At 56.9% G+C, this 20,825-nt stretch carries 17 protein-coding genes; 7 read left to right on the top strand and 10 right to left on the bottom strand.

The features are described 5' to 3' along the window. Positions 1 to 14: 14 nt before the first annotated feature. Both prfA and DMP05_RS03630 read right to left on the bottom strand, forming a co-directional pair. Positions 15 to 1,076, bottom strand: coding sequence for a peptide chain release factor 1 (prfA, locus tag DMP05_RS03635; RefSeq protein WP_114615809.1), 1,062 nt, complete (start codon positions 1,074 to 1,076; stop codon positions 15 to 17). A 119-nt stretch (positions 1,077 to 1,195) separates the two neighbouring features. Then, complete coding sequence (locus DMP05_RS03630; RefSeq protein WP_123219210.1) at positions 1,196 to 1,855, bottom strand: LexA family protein; 660 nt, start codon at positions 1,853 to 1,855, stop codon at positions 1,196 to 1,198. Positions 1,856 to 1,977: 122 nt separating this feature from the next. Between DMP05_RS03630 and DMP05_RS03625 the strand changes: the two genes are divergently transcribed. Together DMP05_RS03625 and DMP05_RS03620 are read left to right on the top strand one after the other, a co-directional pair. Next, a complete protein-coding gene (locus tag DMP05_RS03625; RefSeq protein ID WP_148039687.1) occupies positions 1,978 to 2,187 on the top strand; it encodes a hypothetical protein in 210 nt (69 codons plus the stop codon). Between the two features lie 184 nt (positions 2,188 to 2,371). After that, complete coding sequence (locus DMP05_RS03620; protein ID WP_161957461.1) at positions 2,372 to 2,857, top strand: universal stress protein; 486 nt, start codon at positions 2,372 to 2,374, stop codon at positions 2,855 to 2,857. A 163-nt stretch (positions 2,858 to 3,020) separates the two neighbouring features. Here the strand turns inward: DMP05_RS03620 and DMP05_RS03615 are convergent, their stop codons facing one another. Both DMP05_RS03615 and DMP05_RS03610 read right to left on the bottom strand, forming a co-directional pair. Next, positions 3,021 to 3,698, bottom strand: a complete 678-nt coding sequence (locus tag DMP05_RS03615) for a hypothetical protein (protein ID WP_123219207.1) — start codon at positions 3,696 to 3,698, stop codon at positions 3,021 to 3,023. Between the two features lie 117 nt (positions 3,699 to 3,815). Further along, entirely contained in the window at positions 3,816 to 4,256 is a 441-nt protein-coding gene (locus tag DMP05_RS03610) for a 2-thiouracil desulfurase family protein (protein WP_123219206.1), read from the bottom strand. 379 nt (positions 4,257 to 4,635) lie between these two features. Between DMP05_RS03610 and DMP05_RS03605 the strand changes: the two genes are divergently transcribed. Next, the gene (locus DMP05_RS03605; protein WP_123219205.1) at positions 4,636 to 5,271 is read left to right on the top strand and encodes a zinc ribbon domain-containing protein; all 636 of its coding nucleotides are present in this window, start codon (positions 4,636 to 4,638) and stop codon (positions 5,269 to 5,271) included. A gap of 173 nt (positions 5,272 to 5,444) precedes the next feature. Here the strand turns inward: DMP05_RS03605 and DMP05_RS03600 are convergent, their stop codons facing one another. The 4 genes from DMP05_RS03600 to DMP05_RS03585 form a co-directional block, all read right to left on the bottom strand. Next, positions 5,445 to 6,305: a class I SAM-dependent methyltransferase gene (locus DMP05_RS03600; protein WP_123219204.1), complete on the bottom strand. Its 861-nt coding sequence runs from the start codon at positions 6,303 to 6,305 to the stop codon at positions 5,445 to 5,447. A 162-nt stretch (positions 6,306 to 6,467) separates the two neighbouring features. Continuing rightward, entirely contained in the window at positions 6,468 to 7,619 is a 1,152-nt protein-coding gene (locus tag DMP05_RS03595) for an NAD(P)-dependent malic enzyme (RefSeq protein WP_123219203.1), read from the bottom strand. Between the two features lie 310 nt (positions 7,620 to 7,929). After that, complete coding sequence (locus tag DMP05_RS03590) at positions 7,930 to 8,505, bottom strand: cytochrome c3 family protein (protein WP_123219202.1); 576 nt, start codon at positions 8,503 to 8,505, stop codon at positions 7,930 to 7,932. Continuing rightward, positions 8,506 to 10,254: an FAD-dependent oxidoreductase gene (locus tag DMP05_RS03585; RefSeq protein WP_161957460.1), complete on the bottom strand. Its 1,749-nt coding sequence runs from the start codon at positions 10,252 to 10,254 to the stop codon at positions 8,506 to 8,508. Positions 10,255 to 10,664: 410 nt separating this feature from the next. On the opposite strand from DMP05_RS03585, the gene DMP05_RS03580 reads away from it, so the two are divergent. Next, complete coding sequence (locus DMP05_RS03580; protein WP_211326846.1) at positions 10,665 to 11,315, top strand: TetR/AcrR family transcriptional regulator; 651 nt, start codon at positions 10,665 to 10,667, stop codon at positions 11,313 to 11,315. A gap of 241 nt (positions 11,316 to 11,556) precedes the next feature. Then, positions 11,557 to 13,479, top strand: a complete 1,923-nt coding sequence (locus tag DMP05_RS03575) for an elongator complex protein 3 (protein WP_244595027.1) — start codon at positions 11,557 to 11,559, stop codon at positions 13,477 to 13,479. Between the two features lie 170 nt (positions 13,480 to 13,649). Here the strand turns inward: DMP05_RS03575 and DMP05_RS03570 are convergent, their stop codons facing one another. Then, positions 13,650 to 17,435, bottom strand: coding sequence for a phosphoribosylformylglycinamidine synthase (locus DMP05_RS03570; RefSeq protein WP_123219198.1), 3,786 nt, complete (start codon positions 17,433 to 17,435; stop codon positions 13,650 to 13,652). 325 nt (positions 17,436 to 17,760) lie between these two features. Between DMP05_RS03570 and DMP05_RS03565 the strand changes: the two genes are divergently transcribed. Further along, the gene (locus DMP05_RS03565; RefSeq protein ID WP_123219197.1) at positions 17,761 to 18,183 is read left to right on the top strand and encodes a flavodoxin; all 423 of its coding nucleotides are present in this window, start codon (positions 17,761 to 17,763) and stop codon (positions 18,181 to 18,183) included. Positions 18,184 to 18,291: 108 nt separating this feature from the next. Further along, on the top strand, positions 18,292 to 19,026 hold the full coding sequence (locus DMP05_RS03560; protein WP_161957458.1) for a TetR/AcrR family transcriptional regulator: 735 nt from the start codon (positions 18,292 to 18,294) through the stop codon (positions 19,024 to 19,026). 178 nt (positions 19,027 to 19,204) lie between these two features. Here DMP05_RS03560 and DMP05_RS03555 read toward each other — a convergent pair whose 3' ends face one another. Then, on the bottom strand, positions 19,205 to 20,755 hold the full coding sequence (locus DMP05_RS03555) for a S1C family serine protease (protein ID WP_123219196.1): 1,551 nt from the start codon (positions 20,753 to 20,755) through the stop codon (positions 19,205 to 19,207). Positions 20,756 to 20,825: the final 70 nt, after the last annotated feature.

Genomic DNA, 20,825 nt, shown 5'->3' with positions numbered 1-20,825 from the left:
AATGCGACTCTTCCTTACTCGGTCGCCTGCTCGAGCTTCCTTGCACGATCGGCAGCCTGAAGCGCCGTAATCACGTCACCCAAGTCGCTGCCCATGAGCACGCCCTGGTAGGTGCCATTGTAGCCAATACGGTGATCGGTCACGCGATCTTGGGGAGCGTTGTACGTGCGAATCTTCTCGGAACGGTCTCCCGAACCAATCTGCGCCAGACGTTCAGCGCCCTCGGCCGCCTGCTGCTCGGCAAGCATTTTCTCGTAGAGGCGCGCACGCAGAACAGCCATTGCAGCAATCTTGTTTTGCAGCTGCGACTTCTGGTCCTGAGACTGAACGACAAGGCCGCTGGGAAGGTGCGTGATGCGCACAGCGGAGTCGGTCGTGTTAACGCACTGACCACCCGGACCGCCTGCGCGATACACATCGATGCGCAGATCGTTCTCATTGATGTCGACCTCGACCTCGTCGGCTTCAGGAAGCACGGCGACCGTAGCGGTCGACGTGTGAATGCGACCCTGGCTTTCCGTCTTCGGAACGCGCTGCACACGATGCACGCCGCTCTCGAATTTCATGACGGAATAGACCTTGTCGCCCTTCACCTTGAACTGAATTTCCTTATAGCCGCCAGCATCGGAGGGGCTCACATCCATAGTTTCGGTCTTCCAACGCTGCGAATCGCAGAAGCGCAGGTACATCTTGTACAAATCGCCTGCGAAAATGGCGGCCTCGTCGCCACCGGCGGCAGCGCGAATCTCGACGATGATGTCTTTCTCATCGGCGGGGTCGCTCGGGATGAGCATGTACTTGATTTCCTCTTCAAGCGAAGGAAGCTGCGCTTCGGCGGAAGCGATAGTTTCCTGGGCGAGCTCGCGCATGTCGGGATCGTCGAGCATTTCCTTCGCATCGTCGATGTCGTCGCACGCCTGAAGGTATTCACGAGCCTTGGCCACAAGCGGGCCCTGGTTGGAGTATTCCTTGGTGAGCTTGGTATATTCAGCGTGGTTGTTCAGAATCGCCGGGTCGGAAAGCTTGTTCTGGAGCTCCTCGTAGCCAGCGATGATCTTCTCGAGCCTGTCTCGCATGGTTCATCCAATCGATTGATATGCCGCATAGCGGCCGCATGATTTGCGTATAAGTTGCCAAACGAGAATACTATCACGTAAAACGCCCGCTCACGCGCTTTCCACAGCGAAAAAGGCTCCTATTTTCCGAAATTGAAAGGAGCAAAGAACCACACGACGCGGCCGAGAATATGCACGGAATCGTTGCCATCCTCGGCAGCCGAATATTTCTTCTTTTTGAAACGTGGGTCATAAGAGTTGGGAACGAGTTCCACGGAACTCTTATAGAAGTTCACGATTTTGACGGTCGCATCAGTTTCACCGACGCGCACAGCGTATATTTTCCCGCTGACCCATTCCGAATCGGGATCGATAAGCGCAATGCACCCATCCGGAATACAGCGATTCATCGACTCGCCCGATACGCGCAGCAAAAAAGAATCTGGATAGGCATTGTAAATGTGCCCCGGAATTGGCATGGTTTCATCAACATCAATCATCTCAATCGGCGTTCCCGCAGCAATCGCCCCATAAAAAGGGACTTGAACCACATCGAGACCCCTTGCTCGTTTGAGCGTTTTGCAGGCATATCCGCATTCTTCACTGAAAATGTCGTCGTGAGAGAGCTCGGGGAAGGCCTCGAAAAACTCGCTGGCATTTACTTTTCGGGGAAGGCTCTTGCCGTCTTCCCACGCAGATATCGACGTCTGGGAAACTCCAAGAATATTGCCCAGCCCTTCTTGCGAAAAGCCCTTGTGCGCGCGAAATGCCTGAATATTTCGCCCAATGAAATTTTCCATAGACTCCCCTTTTCAACTGCGAATAAAAGTCTAGCAGGTTGAATAATGGGCATAATTGACATGGAAGGATTACCAGTTAAACTGGTAACTACTTATGCTTTGAAACACGAATGGAGATGGGCATGAAAAGCTGGATGCAGCAAGCCCGCGAAGCGGCGGGGCTTACTACCATCGAATGTGCCAAGGCGCTTCTCCTATCAGAAAAAGAGTATCTCATAAGGGAAAACAACCCCGGTATGTTAACGATTGACGAGCTCGTGGCGCTCAGCTTCGAGCTTAACGACGAGAGCCGCCGCATCATCGTCGAGGGCGTTCGCAGCGCGATTCTGTAGGATCCTCCACCTTTTTCGACAAAACCAACCACCCCTTTCCGCGTCACGCACCACAAACGCACGAATCTGTCCGCCAAATTGAGTCAAAAAAGGCGTCTGAACAGCAGATTTATAGGAAGTAGAGTATACTTTTCCTCAGTTGGAGGGCTCGAAGCCCCATGGCCACAGAATGTGGAGGTGCGCAATGTCGAACAAGCACGAATTCAAAACGATCGTTGTCCCCTACGACGGTTCCGACCAAGCGAAACACGCCTTTTCGATGGCATGCGACCTTATCGGCGACGACCCCGATGCCAAGCTCATGCTGTTGCACGTCGTGCCTTCAGGCATGGTCGGCACAATGGACAATGCCGAAGGCAACACCATCGATGGAGTACCGTGGGGCTTGCTCGATTACGAGACGTACAAAGACGTGGTACATGCCGCCCTCGATCGCGTGAAAAAGGAAGTGCTCGACAGCCTTGGCGACAGCGTTCACGACGAGCGTATTACCGTTGAAGCCGTCGCCGATACCTCGCCTGCGGAAGCAATTGCGAAGTATGCCGCGACGCACGGTGCCGATCTTATTGTTATGGGGCGCCGCGGATTGGGCGCATTGCGCGGCATGCTCGGCTCGGTAAGCTACGGCGTGCTCCACAGCGCAGAAATGCCCGTGCTCACCGTGAAATAGCCCGACCTGCCTATACAAAGGCTGCAACACGCCCATAATGTAAGGCTGGACACCGTAGGATGCCCAGCCTTTTCATTGAGGAAAGCCCGAAACGAAAAGCGCCCGAAAGCACGTTTCCGCGCATTCGGGCGCCCGTTCTTCCAGCGTTGTGAAATCAAAATGGCTACGACGCGACGGCAGCATTCTTCGCAGCGACCTCGGCAGCGTTTTCGGCAATCGTGCCGTCGTTTACCTCCATGGCTTGAGCAACCTTGCTCGCCGCATCCGATACAGCTCCATTCGCTTCGCGAGCAGGCACGAACGCCATCTTTTTCGCAACCTCGGCGATGCCCGACGCCTTCACGACAGCCTTGAACGGTTCAGGAGCCTTGAACATAGATCCGTCGGCGTTAATGGGGGCAATGATTTCAACCTCATAGGCACCCGGGTCAATTTGCACGCGCGTCGATGCGTTCAATGTGAGTGCGGTGCAGAAATCCACGGCTTCGCCAGCGTCACTCGTGCCGGAGATATGAGCAATGGCAGGCGATGCCGTCTCGGCGTCATATCCCTCGGCAGAGATGCGCATACCAAGCGTTCCCTTTTCTGCCGCTGCCTGCTGCTCGGCAGTGGGCTGTTCGTTTTCGATGGCTTGCGCAGCATCGGCCATCGACGAATCGGAGCCCTTTTCCGCATCACGGGGCATAAGCACGAAAATAATCGCGGCAACGAGCACCACGACAATAAGACAGCCAACCACCACGGCGGCTTTTTTCTTTGCTGGAGTGTCCACGCGCTCGCGAGGCTCGACTGGAGCCTGGTTAGATTCGTTGTTGTTTTTGATTTGCCTATCTTCAGCCATTGCGCGCCCGCCTCTTCATTGCCCAGGCAGAAACGCATCGCGCTCACGCTTGCCGAGCCGATGCCTTCCTGCAAAACTTGGCTATTGTACGTCCACATCGCGAGGCACATTCCACGCTTAAAGATTTGCCACATGGTTCTCATCTATTACGCGTACTCCTACGTCACGTAACGCAGCGGCGGCAATGCCCCACCCCTCGCGAAGCGTTCCGGAAAAGGTGCCGTCAAACACCGTTCCGCATCCGCACGAGGGACTTTTCGATTTAAGAATCGCGACGCGAGCTCCGCTCGATTGGGCCTTTTCGACAGCGATGCGCGCGCCCGCCTCGTACTGCGCCGTGCAATCAACCCCATCAATGGAAATCGCACGCACGCCATCAGGCGTTTTACGCAGCTCGCACGGCGCATGAGGCACCGTCAAGCCGCCCTCGACTTCAGGGCACAAAGGAATCAGGGTGTGACCAACATCGGCAAGACGGCATACCGCCTCACAGCGCTTCGACCCACCATCGTAGCGGCACGAATGTCCAAGCAAACACGCACTCACGAGAATATCCACCGATTGCCAGCCTTTCATGGAATAAAGAGGACGTAATTCGGCTCATGCGTCACCGCAGCACCCGGTAAGCACCGCGCATGAAGAATATACGTCGCCATCTTAGCGCAGGAAAGAACGGCGGCATGGCGCCGCAGCACCTCAAGCGCCCCAGGCCAAAGCGCTGGTACCCGCCCCGCCTATTGCCATGCATGGCCGCGCACAGGGACCCCTTACGCGAAGCTGACAAGCGTTTCGCATTTCGGCAAAGACAGCCACATGCCGCCCATCGCAGGCCCCGAGTACGATACAATCTCAGCATCAGTCAACAAAGCGGCAGCAATCGCCAAATCGGCCTTGTTGATTCCCGCTGAAATGCCCTCCCTGAAAGGAAGCCATCATCATGAACTGCCCGAATTGCGGAAAAGAATCTGTCGAAGGCGCGAAATTCTGCGAATCCTGCGGCGCGCCGTTGGTTTCCGAGGTAAGTGAACCCGCCGCCCCCGTTCCCCCCGCTCCCGCATCGCCCTTCAATGCCCCAGAGCCGTCGATGCCCGTCGGCACCAACACGGCACAGCCGAGCGCGCCCCAGGCCCCCGTGCAAACGCAATCGGGCTATGCGCCTTACGAGCCGCCCGCGCAGCCATACGGCACCCAAAACGGCTATGCTGCACCCAATGCCAATACGCAGCAGGGTTACTACACCCAGCCCGGTCCCTCGCAACAAAATCCCTACCAGAATGCATACCAAGCACCGTATGGCCAGCCTGCGTATCAAGGCGCATACGATGGCGCGATTTACCCAATGTCCGATTCCGATCGCACATTGCGACTAATCAATTTCATCCTGTGCCTTGTTTCGACCATCACCTGCGCCCTTTTGATCATCCCTCTCGCATGGATGCTTCCCATGACGATCATCAGCTGGGGAATTTACAAGGGCAAGAAGCGCAACACCACCGCGTTTGGCGTGTGTACGCTCCTGTTCGTGAACCTTATTGGCGGCATCTTGCTTTTGTGCTCGCACAAAGACCAATAGCAACGGCACCGCAGCAAAGTTCGAACAACCCGAAGTTCAACCTCAAGAAAATGGCCCGCAATGGGCCATTTTTTCATATGCGGCTGTCGCGCCCACGCATTCGCTTGCCGTCGAAGCACGAAGACCGGCCGATACGCAAGAAACCTCAAAAGGGGAATTCGACAGCCAGCGTCCTAGCGTTTTTGCAGCACCACATAGCGATTCATCGCACCGCTCTTTCCGTCGGCGGAAAAACGCGCAACTTCTCGCGCCTTGCCCCCTTCACACGCAGCGGCAACAAGCGCATCGATTTCAAGCTCTTCGAAATCATGGCAATAGCGCCACAGGCCAGGTTCATTTTGCCACCCAAGGAAGTAATCGCCTGTTTCAAGCTGAGACGCATCGAGCCCAGCAGAAGCGAGCTCGCTCTTCGCCTTTGAATTCCACGCTTCGGCCTTTTTCACAAACTTCTCGTCGCCCATGAATTGCCAAAACGACGCGCATACAACACCACCCGACGCCGTCTTCTGAAGAAGTGCATCGATGAGCCGTACGCGAAGCTCGAACGAAGGAACGTGATGGAAGAACCCAAAGCATCCGACCAAATCGCAAGGTTCAGTATCGATTGCGGTCGCCAAACCCATGCCAGCCGCAAGCTCGCCAATGATATCGAGGTTTTGGAAGCAAGCAGAAAAGCCCTCGCCACCGGACAGGTGAGGAACCAGCCCCGCACAGTCGTCGACGGCGAAGTAGTCGATGTGGCGACCGCGAAGTTCTTCGCGAAGAAACGCGGCGAAACGCATATTACCGCACGCTACATCGAGTACGCGAGCGGAAACACCCCTTCGGATTGCCCCAGGCTGTGCAGTTACGCGGTCATATAAATGCACGTCCGGGCCGTCGCATAAACGCACGGCGCCACAGTCTTGCACCGCTTCCAAACACGAGCGCCAACCAACCCACGGGGCGTTGCGCGATGCAGAAAACGAGGGTGCGCAGCGCGCATAGAAGTCGTTGTTCACCTGTCGCAGAAAATCGATTGTCGTTGCATCCAATGCGGTTCCTCTGAAATAACGAGAGCTCACGCTCCCGTGTTCTTTGCCAAACAAAAGCGGCGCTTCTCGCAAAGCGCCGCTTCAAACAATATCTTACGAGCAATGCGAGAATCGCGCTTCGCGTGCACGAAGCGCCCTCGCCCGCCAAAAACTCAGCTCAGCCTACTCGACAGCGTTGGCCACGGCGGCAGCCACGACCTCGACCGCGCGCGGATCAAACGGCTCGGGCATGATGAAGTCTTCGCAAAGCTCTTCGTCGCTCACGAGCGCGGCGAGCGCCTCAGCGGCGGCAAGCTTCATTTCTTTGGTAATGCGCGTCGCGCGGGCCTCGAGGGCGCCCTTGAAAATGCCAGGAAACGCAACCACGTTGTTAATCTGGTTCGGGAAGTCGGAACGACCCGTGCCCACCACGCGGGCGCCGGCAGCACGCGCCACATCGGGGAAAATCTCGGGCGTGGGATTGGCCATTGCGAACAGAATCGCGTCCTCGTTCATCGACTGAACCATTTCGGCGCTCACAATGCCCGGAGCGGAAACTCCCACGAAAATATCGGCACCACGCATGGCATCGGCAAGGCCACCCTTTTCGTCATTAAGATTCGTCGTAGCAAGCATCGCACGCTGCGCGTCATTGATTCCTTCGCTCGTCGAGGAAATAATGCCGCACCTATCGCACAGAAGTAGATTCTTGAAGCCATAATCGAGCAGGAGCTTCGCAATAGCGATGCCAGCAGAGCCAGCACCGTTAACGACGACACGGCATGCTTCCTTCTTCTTGCCCGTCAGGCGCAGCGCATTAATTACGCCGGAAAGCACAACGATAGCCGTGCCATGCTGATCGTCATGGAATACGGGAATATCAAGCTCATCAATCAAGCGGCGCTCGATTTCGAAGCAGCGAGGCGCGGAGATATCTTCCAGGTTGATGCCGCCAAAGCTCGGGGCCAAACGCTTTACGGTTTCGGCGATCTCATCGACGTCCTGCGTGTCGAGGCACAAAGGCACAGCATTCACGCCACCAAACGCCTTGAACAGCGCGCACTTGCCCTCCATAACGGGCATCGCAGCCAAAGGACCAATGTTGCCCAGGCCAAGCACGGCCGAGCCATCGGAAACCACAGCAACGGTGTTCGCCTTCATGGTGTATTTATAAGCATCGGCGGGGTTGTCGGCGATTTTACGGCACGGCTCGGCAACGCCCGGCGTATACGCCAGCGCCAGATCTTCGCGCGTTTTGATGTCCATCTTCGGAACGGTGTTGAGCTTGCCCTGCCACTGCTCGTGCAAACGCAGCGATTCTGCAGCGATATCCATGAAGAATTTCCTTTCAACCCGCGGCTCCATGCCGCAAACGATGCCGACGGCCCTGGCCGCCAAAGCTAGCTTCGGCGATTATACCCGTTGCGACGCGCGCCCCACGCTCCATAACGACAAGCGGCGCAACATCTGCGAAAACGGCTCATACAAAAGGCCCCGCATAAAGCGAGGCCTCTATGAAAAAGAACGTACACTACCGCATAAGATGCTATTGCTGAACCTTGCTTACAAAAAGCGACGAAAGCACACTACGCATCTATTGCCACCAGCGTTGGAACAGCAGAGGAACGACGAGGTCTATCCGCGCCTAATTCGTTCCACGCATCGTCTGGCCGCCATTAGGGTGGCACTGGCCGCAGGTATCAACCTGCTGGGCATGGCCCTTATGGCATTCATTGCAATTCAGCTGGCCATGAGGGGAATCGTGCGGATTGTACGGCTTCAAATCGGCAGTCTGCTCAGCAAGCGCCTCATAGCTATCGCCGTGACACGACAGACACGTATCGTTGTCGACATAATAGCGATCGGCCAAGCCCAGATTGTCGGTATCGCCCGACAGCTGACTTCCAAGCTCAGCAACCTGCGTGTTAATGTCGGCTTTATGACAGTCAAGGCACGTCGTGCCCGCATTCACGCCATGCCAATGGGCAAGGCCCGCTCCATTCGTATCGTCGGCGCCATAGTAATTATCAACATGCTCGCTCATGGAACTGTGGCAAACCGTGCCGCAGAAGCTCGGCGTATTGTGCCACGCGAAACCGCCAATGCCAGCAACCACAAGCACGGCAACAATAACGCTCACAACGATCGGCCAACGTTTTTTGCCAACTTTTTCCGCCTTCACCGTTTCAGCCTGGGCGGACTCCTTCATTTCTTCAGTCATTTAGTTCACCCCCTGCGCAGCGGTCTGGCCCGAAACGTAACCAAAGGTCACGCAACGGCCAACCGACGGGCCGAAAATATGGCGCGGATAGTTACCCGAGAAAAAGCCGCCCGACGCACCGCCCGCAGCATACAAGCCCTCAATAGGCTCGTTGTCATAATCGAGCACGCGGCAGTGGTAGTCCACGACCAAGCCCGACACGGTCGCCAAGATGGACGACTGGTGCTTAATCGCGTAATACTTCTCGCCTTCGACCTTGGTGGCTTTCGCCATGGGACGGTTGAACATCTCATCTTTCTTGTTGTCGACAAACGTATTGAACTGCGCAACTTCAGCCTTCAAAGTAGCTGCAGGCACGTCCATCCATTTAGCCAGCTCGTCAAGGCTCGATGCCTCATGCGCCCAATCCTTTTCGATATAAGGCTGCAGTTTCTCCAGAATGGCATCAGCGTTTTTGCCGAGCTGCGTAGTGGAGGCCACGCGGAAGGTTTTCGTGCCGTAGTGAGCCTGGGCCGTAATAGCGTTGGATCGCGCCTGGAACGGCAGGCCCTCGCTGCAGAATCGACGGCCCTGCTCGTTAATCATAATGCCCTGCGAGACAAGCGCCGTAATACCCAGATTGCTCGCATAGAACGAATCTGGGCTGCCGAAGTCAAAATTCATAATGGCCGCGGGCAGCGGATCCATCTGACCGCCTACAGCCAATCCCATCAGCTGGCCATCGCCCGTCGTGCCCTCATTGGGGCACCAGCTCGCGCATGCGGCAATGTCTTCGGCGCGGCACCACGCCTTGAGCATGGCAGGGTTCGCGTCAAAACCACCCGTCGCCAGCACAACGCCCTTCGAAGCGTTCACGCGGAAGTAGCCATCTGCATCTTTGCAAATAGCGCCCGTCACGCGACCCTCATCGTTTCGTTCGAGCTGCACAGCCGCCGTGTTGTAGCGCAAATCGGCATTCTCACGCTTGCCAAGCGTATTTGCCAGGTCGGCAACAATATAAATACCAGCGCCACCGGCATTTTTCGTCGTCGTTTCGCTCCATTGGTCGCACTTGAATTCAATTTCCGTCTGGGGGACATCGAAATTATGCGCGTTCGGATTGTTGGCTTTGTAGAACTCGACGATGCCCGCTTCGCCCTCATCGAACTTCTCCTGCAGCCAATCGGCAGCCTCGCCCGAACGGTCCGCCCACAGTTTAATGGGGTCAATGGGAACGCGATAATAGGCAGCATGGCGCATGCGGTCCATCATCTCGGCTTTGTCAACCTCATTGCCAGCCGCCTCCATTACGCTGCCGCCAACGACGCCCATGCCCTCGAACATACCGCGGCCCTTCGACATCTTTTCAATGCAAAGCACGCGCGTCTCGCCATCATCGCTCGCCGCTAGCGCAGCAACCGATCCCGTAAGACCACAGCCGCATACCAATACGTCGGTTTCCTCGGTACGCACAATTTCGTTTTCCGCGATATTGCGCATCTCGAATGCGACGTTGCCCTGACGCACGATGCCGCTCTCGACATCGATCACAGGCACGTTGCGGGTTTTCACCGGAAATGCATCGGTATACAAGCTCTCGTTAAAATCGCCGCAACCGCCCTTGTTCTCAACGGCCACGCCGCCCTGGGCATTGTCGCTCGAGCAACCAGCAAGGCTCAACGCCCCACCAGCAGCCGCAGCGCCAATCAGGCTCAAGCCTGCCGCGCGCATAAAGCCGCGGCGGGAAAGCCCTTCAGTCCCTTCTGCCAATGTTCCTCCCTTGATCAACTCAGCGTCACGCGGCTCCATTCCGCAACGACGCCTCTTCCTTCGCATGCAAAGCGCACGCCGACGGCCTTGACGAATTCTCAATACAAGGCCGTACATAGTACGGCTTTACGACAAGACGTATCTTAGTACGCTGTACGGAGTATTTCAAGACTACTGTTTGAAGACGTTTCGAATGATTCGATGAGCGCACAATGCATTAACGCAACTTATGGGAAGAATGAGGACAATCGCTCCTTGGCCGTATAACAACGCGTTAGAATTCAATCAAAATGAAGCCCGCCATCAAAAGCGAGCGAAGCAAAGACCTCTACACCATCCAAGGAGCGTCTATGGCCGAGAAAACCACCAGCGAACAAGCCAAGAATTGTACGAGCAAATCAAAGCCCGGCATGGAACGATCACTTTCGCAAGGGCAGGTGGTCGATGCGGCATTTCGCATGATTGACGAGCACGGCTACGGAAAGTTTTCTATGCGTGCCTTGGCCGATAATCTTGGCATGGGAACCATGAGCATCTACACCTACGTTCCATCCAAGCAACAACTTCTCTTTCTTGTGATTCAGAAAATGATGGACGAATACGACAATGCCCCCGTTCCGGGAGAGTTCTGGGAAGACACATTGCATCGCACTTGCGAATCGATTCTCACGGTAAACCTTCGCCACCCTAACATTCGCATTATGCAGCTTCAAACGCAGCTCAACCCGCCGCAACAGCATCAACGAAGCGTCTATTACCTGCATGCCGATCAAGGCATGCCACTCAAGGTGTATGAGGTCATGTATGGCGTACTGCGCTCGTTCCTTACCGGCTTCATCGATGTCGCAGCGAAACGTCAACTCGAACTCGAGGAACAGGGCGACGATTCCAATATGGGCGGCGATTGGTCGCGCATCTCTGCAAACGACACCGAGCTCGAGCGCTTCCGCCAAGGTATCGACTTCATCATCGCCGGCACACGAACATTTGCCGCGCCCGACCCATGCGACTGGCGCACCCCAATCGACCCGTTAAGCTGGACATGGGGTCGAGGGGAGTAGCCGCCCATCTATCGGAACCGCTCGATGCAACAAAATGCTCGATTTTCGCAGGTTTTAGAGCCGCCAGCACAAGGCGAGCGAAAAGTTAGACGCGAATCTCAGTTCCAAGTCTTGAGCATTTATGAGCTCCGAGCGGCAATTTGAAAAACCTGCGCAAATCGCGGCTTTTTGAAAGCGACGTCGGCGTGAATCGGAATCGCATCGCACCTTCCGTTACAATTCGCGTATGGAAGATTTCATTTTGGACATACTCGCTCGCATTCGCGAGCTTGAGCGCGCGCTCGCAGCAAACGAGCTCGAAGATATCGTACGTGCCCACAACCAGGGAATTCGCGAAAATAAGTCACACATCTCAAAGCGACGCGCCCTGCCGTTTTTTCTGAAAGTGCGCGAGAGCGACCCGCAGCGCTGGAGCTCGTGGAATATTTCGCCCAACGAAGACGCGCTCCTGCTTCAAACATTGCGCATGAAACCCCGCCGCACCGCATCGGGCGTCGCCACCATTACCGTCATAACCAAGCCATGGCTCTGCTCGGGCGCGTGCATCTATTGTCCCAACGACGTGCGCATGCCGAAAAGCTATTTGCACAACGAACCCGCATGTCAGCGCGCAGAACGCAACTGCTTCGACCCCTACCTTCAGGTGTCATCGCGCCTTCGCGCGCTCGAGAGCATGGGGCACGTAACCGACAAAATCGAGCTCATCGTGTTGGGCGGCACATGGAACGATTACCCCGAAGGCTATCGCATCTGGTTCGTGCACGAACTGTTCCGTGCGCTCAACGATGCAGAGGAGCACGGCTCGGCGCACGACTGCGACGACAAAAACGACAATGGCAACGACGACAGCGCAGCCGCCGATACGGGCGGCCGATGCATGGCGTCGCTCGACTTCGCCCTACAAAACGAAGCCGAACGACGCGCGTTCTACGACGAGGCGGGCATTTCACATAGCCCCGAAACGCTTGCTCGGGCATGCGCAAAAGCTCAACAACGCGTATACGAAGGCAAAGAATCGCACGCCCAGGCGATTCGTGAACTCTACGGCGAAAATCACGCTTGGCAACACGTATCGACCATGCAAAACGCCACGCTCGACGACGTTTTCCGCGAACACGAGCGCAACGTGAATGCCGCGCACCGCAACGTGGGCCTCGTCATTGAAACGCGCCCCGACTCCATCAATTGCGAGTCGCTCACCCTTATGCGCGCGCTCGGCTGCACCAAAATCCAAATGGGCGTGCAAAGCCTCGACGAGCATGTGCTCGAGGCGAACAGGCGCCATACCTCGACCGAACAAATCGCGCAGGCATTCGCGCTCTGCCGCCTTTTCGGCTTCAAATCGCACGCTCATTTCATGGCGAATCTGCTTGGGGCCACGCCGGACGGCGATGCCTCCGATTTCCGCACGCTTGTAAGCGACAAGCGATTCTTGCCCGACGAGGTGAAAATGTACCCCTGCGCGCTCATCGATGGCACGGGGCTCATGGCGCACTATGCCGACGGCACGTGGCGGCCCTACAACGAACGCGAACTCGTGGGCGTGCTTGCCGACAACGTGCTCGCAACCCCGCCTTACACGCGCATCTCACGCATGATTCGCGATTTCTCATCGGGCGATATTGTCGACGGGAATAAGAAGGTCAACCTTCGCGAAGTCGTGGAAGCGGAAGCCGATCGCTTAGCCGCACAAAACGACGCACCAATCCAGGAGATTCATCATCGCGAACTCGCGGGAGCGCAGACGGAAATCGGCGAGCTATCGCTTGTCGATTTCGAATACGAAACCTCAAACACAAACGAGCATTTCCTGCAGTGGGTGACGCCCGAAAATCGCATCGCTGGCTTTTTACGCCTCTCGCTCCCCTGCCAGCACGAGGTCGAAAAGTTGCAAGAAACCGAAGGCGCCTTCCCTATCGAAGCTGGACAAGCCATGATTCGCGAAGTGCATGTATACGGAAAAGTCGCCCAACTTCACGGCGAGGGGCAAAATGCGCAGCATCGAGGCCTCGGAAAGGCGCTCGTCGAACGCGCATGCGAGATTGCGGTCGAAGCTGGATACCGAACCATCAATGTCATTAGTGCCATAGGCACGCGAGGCTACTACGCACGCCTCGGATTTGAACAAGCCGGGCTTTACCAAAAAAGATCTCTGGACAAATAACGTCTCGACACTTCGAGCGTCCTCACGCCAGGGCCATGCGCGCCAACTTCCTGCAAAACCGCGCATACCACTTCGCAACCCGCAAGGGCTTAGCAGAATTCCGATTAAATATAGAAAACGGGCCGTTCCATCTGGAACGGCCCGCATGGTATTCAGGCGACTTACCTCGTCTAGGCGAAGTAGTTCACGCCGCCCTCGAAGAGCGGTTGATACTTATCGCCCGGCACATTCTTGTACAAGCCAGCGCCACTGCGCTCAGAGTGACCCATCTTGCCGAAGATGCGGCCATCGGGGCTTGTGATGCCCTCGATGGCGAGCACCGAGCCATTCGGATTTGCACCGAGCGCCATGCTCGGCTCGCCCGCGGCGTCGACGTACTGCGTGGCGATTTGGCCGGCGGCCTTCATCTGGGCAATGACTTCATCGCTTGCAACAAAGCGGCCCTCGCCATGAGAAATCGCCACCGTGTGAATGTCGCCCACTTCGCAGCGAGAAAGCCACGGCGAAAGGTTCGAGGCGACGCGCGTGCGCACAAGCCCGCTCTGGTGACGGCCAATCTCGTTGAACGTCAGCGTCGGCGCTGCGGCGGTCGCGTCAACGATGTCGCCGTAAGGCACCAAGCCCAGCTTCACGAGCGCTTGGAAGCCGTTGCAAATGCCCAACATAAGGCCGTCACGATTCTGTAGCAAATCGCGCACGGCTTCGGTCACCTGCGGCGCGCGGAAGAATGCCGTGATGAACTTCGCGGATCCATCGGGTTCATCGCCGCCCGAGAAACCGCCCGGCAGCATCACAATCTGGCTGCGGCGAATAGCCTCGGCCAGCGCAGCCGTGCTTTCGGCAACCTTGGCGGGCGTGAGGTTGTTAATCACGAACACCTCGGCCTCGGCACCAGCGCGCTCGAAGGCATGCGCGGTGTCGTATTCGCAGTTCGTGCCCGGGAACACGGGAATCACGACATGCGGGCGCGCGATAGAGCCAGCGAACGTAAGCGGTTTGGCTTCAGTGAAGCTCACTTTTTCAACCTTGGCATGGGCGGCAGCGTCGTCGGCGGCGCTGCGATACGGGAATACGCCTTCGATGCCGTGCTCCCAAGCTTCCTGCAGTTCAGCCATATCGAGCGTCTCGTCAAGCGTGCCGAAGACATATGCCTCACTGGTTTCGCCCACATGCTCGATAAGCACGCCATCGGTTGCGGGAATCTCAACGCCATCGGCAAGCTCGATGAAGAAGCTGCCGTAAGCGAGCTTGAACAGCTCATCGGCGGAAAGCACGTCATTAAGCACCACGCCGATCTTGTTGCCCAGACACATTTTGAAGAGCGCCTCAGCGGAGCAACCATAGCCAGGCGTTGCCGCAGCGAACACCGAGCCGTCGCCGATGAGCTTCTCGACAAGCGCGAATGTGGCGTTGAGCGAATCGGCCGCAGGAACCAGGTCGGCCGCATCGTACGCGTTGGGAGCGATGCGAACCACCTTGTGACCTGCGCCCTTGAACTCAGGAGAAGTCACGCGATCAACCTTGCCGGTAGAAACCGCGAACGAGATGAGCGTCGGAGGCACATTGATTTCGGTGTCACCTTCCTCAAAAGAGCCCGACATGGAATCTTTGCCGCCGATAGCGCCAATGCCCAGGTCGATCTGCGCTTCCAAGGCACCGAGCACAGCCGCCATGGGCTTGCCCCAACGCTCGGGAACATCGCGCAGGCGCTCGAAGTATTCCTGGAAGGAAAGATATGCGGCATCACGCGTGAAGCCTGCGGCAACAAGGCGCGCAACGCTTTCCACGACCGAGATATACGCACCCTTGAACTGGTCTTTCTCCATGATGAAGGGATTGAAGCCCCACGCCATGGCGCTCGCGGTGTTCGTTTCGCCATCGACTGGGAACTTCGCGACCATAGCCTGCGCGGGCGTGAGCTGGCGCTCGCCGCCGAACGGCATGAGCACCGTGGCCGCACCGATGGTGGAGTCGAAACGCTCGCCCAAGCCCTTGTTCGAGCACACGTTCAAATCGGTCACGAGGCTCTTCATGCGCTCGGCAACCGTGTCACCCTCCCAATGCGGAGCGTAGGGCTCGGCGGCCACTACATGGGCAGCCTGGTGCTTCGGCGCGCCATTGGAATTCAAGAATTCGCGCGAAATATCGACGATAGCATCGCCGCGCCACGTCATGAGCAAGCGCGGGCTTTCGGTAACCGTGGCAACCACGACGGCTTCGAGATTTTCCTCATGCGCATAGCCGATGAATTCCTCGACGTCCTCGGCAGCCAAAGCCACCGACATGCGCTCCTGGCTCTCAGAAATAGCCAGCTCAGTGCCATCGAGACCATCATATTTCTTGGGAACCATATCCAAGTCAATGGACAAGCCGTCGCACAGCTCGCCGATGGAAACGGAAACGCCGCCAGCACCGAAGTCATTGCAGCGCTTAATCAGGCGGCACGCGTCGCCACGGCGGAACAGGCGCTGAATCTTACGCTCGACGGGGGCGTTGCCCTTCTGAACCTCGGCGCCCGAGGTCTCGATGCTGTCAACATTCTGCGTTTTCGAGGAGCCGGTCGCACCTCCAATGCCATCGCGGCCCGTGCGGCCACCAAGCAGCACGACCTTGTCACCAGGAGCCGGGCACTCGCGACGCACGTGGTTTGCGGGAGTCGCGCCCACAACGGCGCCGACTTCCATGCGCTTGGCCACATAACCGGGATGATAGAGCTCATGAACCTGGCCGGTCGCAAGACCAATTTGGTTGCCATAGCTCGAATAGCCCGCGGCAGCGGTGGTCACGAGCTTGCGCTGCGGAAGCTTGCCCGACAGCGTTTCGGAAACCGGGCGCGTGGGATCGGCCGCGCCGGTCACGCGCATGGCCTGGTACACGTAGCTGCGGCCCGAAAGGGGGTCGCGAATCGCGCCGCCCACGCACGTTGCCGCGCCGCCGAACGGCTCGATCTCGGTGGGATGGTTATGGGTTTCGTTCTTGAAGAGGAACAGCCAGTCCTCGTCTTTGCCATTCACGTCGACGGTCACCTTCACCGTGCAGGCGTTAATTTCCTCAGACTCATCGACATTCTTCATAATGCCCTTAGCCTTGAGGTACTTCGCGCCAATGGTGCCCATGTCCATGAGGCACACCGGCTTATGCTCGCGGCCAAGTTCGGCGCGCATAGCCAGGTATTTGTCAAACGCGGCCTGCACGCAGGCGTCATCGATGGCGATATCGGTAAGCTCGGTGCCGAACGTGGTATGGCGGCAGTGATCGGACCAATAAGTGTCGACAACCTTCACCTCGGTAATGGTGGGGTTGCGGCCCTCTTTTTGGAAATAGCTCTGGAAGAATGCGATATCGGCCAAATCCATCGCCAAGCCGCGCTCAGAAAGGAACGCCTCCAAGCCCGCTTCGTCGAGGTCGATAAATCCGTCAATGACTTCGACGGGATCGGGGTTCACGACCTGCATATGCAGAGTCTCGCGCGGCGCAAGAGATGCCTCGCGGGCTTCAATCGGGTTGATGACGTAATGTTTGATGGCATCAACATCGGCGGCGGAAAGCTCGCCCTCGAGCACGTACACCTTGGCGGAACGCACATCGGGACGCTCGCCTTGGCTAATGAGTTGCACGCATTCGCTTGCAGAATCGGCGCGCTGGTCGAACTGGCCAGGCAGGAATTCCACCGCGAACACCGCCACGCCCGCAGGAGCGCTCACGCTTCCGTCGTCGGCGATCGTCGCGCCCTCAACAGGCAATTCGGCCGTTGCGACATCGGCCTGCGGCTCGCTGAATACCGTAGGCACGCACTGGTCGAATAGTTCAGATGAAATGCCCTCAACGTCATAGCGATTGATCAAGCGTACGCGGGAAAGCCCGTCGATACCGAGAATCGTGCGCAGCTCGCCCGCGAGCTGGCGCGCCTCGACGTCAAAGCCGGGTCGTTTCTCAACGTAGATGCGTGAAACCATGGAGTTCCGCCCTTCCATTAAAACTTGCAAAGTTGGCTGTTCGCATAACCGTTTCATGATATCCCACTCTTGAGAGCTAAAGCGAGGGAACCCGCATTTCCTTGGGGCAAACGCACGAAACGCGCGAGATTCGGAAAGAGAATCGCGCCCCTCCTTCGCAATTGCCGCCATTCATTGCTCGATTTGTATCCCTTAATTAACTTTTTTCGCAAATGTACTTGGCGAAAGGCCGGTCATACGGTATAAGCACTATTTGTTAGCCGTTGGTAACTGTTTACAGAAAGCGGTTGCCTTTTGCATACGAATCATTTTGATAGGAGACACCATGAGCAAAATCGCAATTGTATATTGGAGCGGAACCGGAAACACCGAGGCCATGGCCGACCTCGTTGCACAGGGCGTTCGCGCGAAAGGCAGCGACGCCGACCTCATCAGCGCCACGGATTTCGGCCCCGAGTGCCTCGACGAATACGAGGCATACGCCTTCGGCTGCCCGGCAATGGGTGACGAAGAACTGGAAGATACCGAGTTCTTGCCGATGTACGATGCCGTCGAGCCGCTGCTCGAAGGCAAACGGGTCGCTTTGTTCGGGTCGTACGATTGGAATGACGGCGAATGGATGGAGCTGTGGGAGCAGCGCGCCGAAGAAGCGGGGCTCGTCGTAGTCGATTCGGTTATCGCGAAAGACTACCCTGACGATGACGCGAGCGCCGATTGCATGCGCCTTGGAAGCCTTATCGCGCAATAGACCCATGCGGCATGCCATGAGCAAATAGGATCTTTCTTTGTGCATAACGGTTTTCTATACATCGTATAGAAAACCGTTTATCATATGCCGAGCAGAGAAAGGAAACCCGTGGCGTACGCAAAGCAACAACGCAAAAAAGGAACGCTCACTAAAGACGAAATCGTGCAGTGCGCGTTCAATCTTATTGCCAACAAGGGCACCGAAGGGTGCTCAATGCGCGCGCTGGGCAACGAGCTTGGCGTAAGCGCCATGGCCCTGTACGGCTACATCCCCTCGCGCGAGAGCTTGCTCAATGAAGTGGTCGAACGTTTTCTGAAAACAGTCGACACTCGCGCGCTGCGAGGCGAGCGCTGGGAAGACACGCTCATTCGCACAACTCTCTCGCTGCGTCGAGCCTTCGTTTCTTCCCCGCATTTCGCCGAGCTCATGTGCGACCCGTGCGTCGGGCCCGGCATCGAACCCTACATGCTCGAGCTGCGCCTTATCTATCTTGGCCAAGGAATGCCAGAAGATATCGCCGTGCAGCTCATCGCCATCACCGACTCGTACCTTACGGGCTTCGCATTGCGCGCACGCCAAAACTTGCGCATTGAGCAAGCCGAAGCAGCGCGCAAGCAGGCAGAGGCCGATGCAGCGCGCTTTGCGACGACATCGCGCGTCCCCGGCATGCTCACAGGCAAAGCGAACCCCGCCGCCGAACAACCGCGCTTCAACGAGCGCTGGCGCCAAACCGTCGCCGAAGGCTATTCCGAGACCTCGTTCCAAAAGGGCCTACTCGTAATTATCGAAGGTATTCGCGCCGGCATGGCAGGACAGCCCGCGAACTGGCAAACGCCGCAATAACCTGTTAAATGCTCGTAGCGTTTAACAGGTTCCTGAACATATATCTCGACAGAAAAAATGGGTGGCTCCGTCGTGGAAGCCACCCATTTTGTTGAGAACATACGAGCGTTCAACTCATGCGGTTTCAGCCAACCCACAAGATAAACGCAAGCCAGCCGAAAAACCTTGCCGCGTCGTTCTAGAACAATCCGCCTAACCCAGAACCATTGCCCGAACCACCGTTGTAACCGTAGCCATAACCATAATCGTATCCATTGCCAGACCCATAACCGTTGCCTGAGCCGTAGCCGTTGCCTGAGCCGTAGCCGTTGCTCGAACCGCTATTCGAGCTCATCGAGTTCTCATCGCTGCCAAGCGTCACGGTAATAGTCTTTTCTTCGCCATCGCGATTCACAACGACATCAACCTTGTCACCGACATTTTTCGAACGAACGTCAATCGTGAGCTCGGAAGGCGACGTTACCTTCTGTCCGTCAAAAGACACGATGATGTCGCCTTTCTGAATGCCCGCATCGGCAGCAGCGGTTCCGTCATAAACATTAGCCACATACACGCCTTCGTCGGTAGCCAAATCGTAATACGTCGCCATTTGAGAATTAATTTGCGCCATAGAAACGCCAAGCTGGGCATGGGTGGGCGTTTTGCCTTCGATAATCTGCTGGGCAAGGTCAATCGCATAGTCGATGGGGATCGCAAAGCCGACGCCCGAGGAAGAACCAGAGTACGACGAGATCATCGAGTTAATGCCGATCAATTTGCCTTGGGAATCAACCAGCGCACCGCCCGAATTGCCCGGATTAATGGTCGCATCGGTCTGAATCATGTTCGGGTAGATCACTGTTTCGCCCGTGGTGGAGTCTTGCATGGTATTCGAACGCTGCAATGCGCTCACCACGCCGGTCGACACCGAGTTTTCTAAACCGAACGGGCTGCCAAGCGCCATGACCCACTCGCCCACCTGCAAATCGGACGAACTGCCGATTTCGACCGGCGTCAAATCGTCGGCATCGACCTTAATCACCGCGATGTCGCTCGAAGAGTCGCTGCCCACGACCTTCGCGTCGTATTCCACGCCATTCACGGTCGCCTTAATGGCGTCAGCGCCCTCGACCACGTGGTTGTTCGTGATGATATATCCATCTTTCGAAATCACGACGCCACTGCCGAGCGATGTATTGGTAAGCGTGGAATCGTCGTTAGTTCCAGGCATTTCGAAGCCATTCATCGAGCCCGAAGACGAGCTCTTGGTATAGATGTCGATGCTCACGATCGAGGGCAGGCATTTCTGCGCCACCTGCTCGGCAAGCGTCGAGGAATCGCCCGAATCATCGGGAGAAGCAGAAATCACCGTGCTTGTCGTGGAGCCAAGCGTGGTCGAACCCCCGTCACTACCCGTAAGCGCACTGTAGCCGGCAAACCCGCCAGCGCCAAGCACCAACGCAAGCGCGGCGCCGCCAAAGCCCGCCGCGAACGTTTTACCGAGGCCCGCCTTCATGTTGGAGTCGGCCTTGTGAGCCGCTTTGGCATTCGCTTTGCTTTGAGCCTCGCTCGCCTGCTGAGCGGCATATACGGAATACTGGTACGCCTGCTGCTGATAGGCCTGCTGGCCATAGGGTTGCTGATTCTGCGCAGGCGCGGTGTATGCGCCCTGCGGGTATTGCTGGGGCTGCGGAACCTGAGCGTTCCGGGGATCAACAGAACCAGCGAAGTTTTTATTCTCGTCGGTCATCTCAACCACTCGCTTTCGTGAGTTCGTCCTTTGCTGAATCGAACTCTAACACCGCGCGATGCCCTCGAAG

Source organism: Slackia isoflavoniconvertens (assembly GCF_003725955.1).
Lineage (GTDB): Bacteria > Actinomycetota > Coriobacteriia > Coriobacteriales > Eggerthellaceae > Slackia > Slackia isoflavoniconvertens.
Note: the sequence above shows the minus strand (reverse complement) of the source record. Positions and strands in the feature narration are given on the sequence as shown.

What these genes read in the sequence shown, in the direction of transcription:
- DMP05_RS03620 (WP_161957461.1), top strand. Translation starts at nt 2,372, where the DNA reads ATGTCGAACAAGCACGAATTCAAAACGATCGTTGTCCCCTACGACGGT.
- DMP05_RS03595 (WP_123219203.1), bottom strand. Translation starts at nt 7,619, where the DNA reads ATGGATATCGCTGCAGAATCGCTGCGTTTGCACGAGCAGTGGCAGGGC.
- DMP05_RS03555 (WP_123219196.1), bottom strand. Translation starts at nt 20,755, where the DNA reads ATGACCGACGAGAATAAAAACTTCGCTGGTTCTGTTGATCCCCGGAAC.
- DMP05_RS03565 (WP_123219197.1), top strand. Translation starts at nt 17,761, where the DNA reads ATGAGCAAAATCGCAATTGTATATTGGAGCGGAACCGGAAACACCGAG.
- prfA (WP_114615809.1), bottom strand. Translation starts at nt 1,076, where the DNA reads ATGCGAGACAGGCTCGAGAAGATCATCGCTGGCTACGAGGAGCTCCAG.
- DMP05_RS03625 (WP_148039687.1), top strand. Translation starts at nt 1,978, where the DNA reads ATGAAAAGCTGGATGCAGCAAGCCCGCGAAGCGGCGGGGCTTACTACC.
- DMP05_RS03605 (WP_123219205.1), top strand. Translation starts at nt 4,636, where the DNA reads ATGAACTGCCCGAATTGCGGAAAAGAATCTGTCGAAGGCGCGAAATTC.
- DMP05_RS03615 (WP_123219207.1), bottom strand. Translation starts at nt 3,698, where the DNA reads ATGGCTGAAGATAGGCAAATCAAAAACAACAACGAATCTAACCAGGCT.
- DMP05_RS03630 (WP_123219210.1), bottom strand. Translation starts at nt 1,855, where the DNA reads ATGGAAAATTTCATTGGGCGAAATATTCAGGCATTTCGCGCGCACAAG.
- DMP05_RS03590 (WP_123219202.1), bottom strand. Translation starts at nt 8,505, where the DNA reads ATGACTGAAGAAATGAAGGAGTCCGCCCAGGCTGAAACGGTGAAGGCG.
- DMP05_RS03570 (WP_123219198.1), bottom strand. Translation starts at nt 17,435, where the DNA reads ATGGTTTCACGCATCTACGTTGAGAAACGACCCGGCTTTGACGTCGAG.
- DMP05_RS03580 (WP_211326846.1), top strand. Translation starts at nt 10,665, where the DNA reads ATGGAACGATCACTTTCGCAAGGGCAGGTGGTCGATGCGGCATTTCGC.